Here is a 760-nt window from a genome sequence, read left to right as displayed (position 1 = left end):
GTCACGTTTGGCCTTGGCTAGTTTTTGCACTTTCTCCAACAGGGCTTTGTGACTCCATGGCTGTTGATTTGAACTAAAACGTGCTCTGTTCATGGCATCGAGTTCGAGTTTGACCGCTTGAACATCTTCGGGATTTAGTCGGTCACGATGGGTACTCAAGTACTCGTTTACTGAGCGTTCGATTTTCGCTTCGTCGCCTTCGTTAATGATGCGTTTCAACGCTTCAACGCAAAGTGGTTTTTCTGATGCTGACAATGGTTCTGTGGAAGCAACAGGACGCTTTTTCCAAATTACGAATGCAATTGCGGAAGTAAGAATCCACAAGCCTGCAAAAACAAAAGTGAGCGTTTGCCAAAGTTTGTCTACGCTATTTTGTTGGGCAGGAGCTGCATTTGAAACGGTTGGTATAGGAAGCGCGGTTTCAGGTAAGGTAATCAAGCCTGCATCGCTTTGTTCCACATTCAGTTTCAGCTCAGACAAGTTTGCCTGCTTTGCTTCATCGCTTTTACTGTCCCACCAATTCAGTGCGTAGCCAGGCAGCGTGAATTCGCCTGCTTCTGTTGGGATCAGCACTTGTTTTACCGTCATGATTACCGTGCCATCTCTTGCTGTGTCGAATTGAGGCTGCTCAGGGTAAACGCGTAAGGAGTTTGGGTAATCCATAGTAATACGCGGTAAGTATTCGGCTTGTGTACCGCGAGCTTTGATTTGAATGGTACGAGTAATAGACGAACCTTGTTTCACGTTATTTACCGTATTG

At 45.9% G+C, this 760-nt stretch carries 1 pseudogene; it reads right to left on the bottom strand.

Features of this window, described 5'->3' with window-relative positions:
• Positions 1-760 (bottom strand): annotated as a pseudogene (locus R7Z50_RS26830) (protein BatD); the annotation flags it as partial.

The sequence above is a fragment of the Vibrio sp. 1249-1 genome (assembly GCF_033340495.1).
The sequence above is the reverse complement of the archived record's forward strand: the minus strand, read 5'-3'. Positions and strand labels throughout refer to the sequence as shown.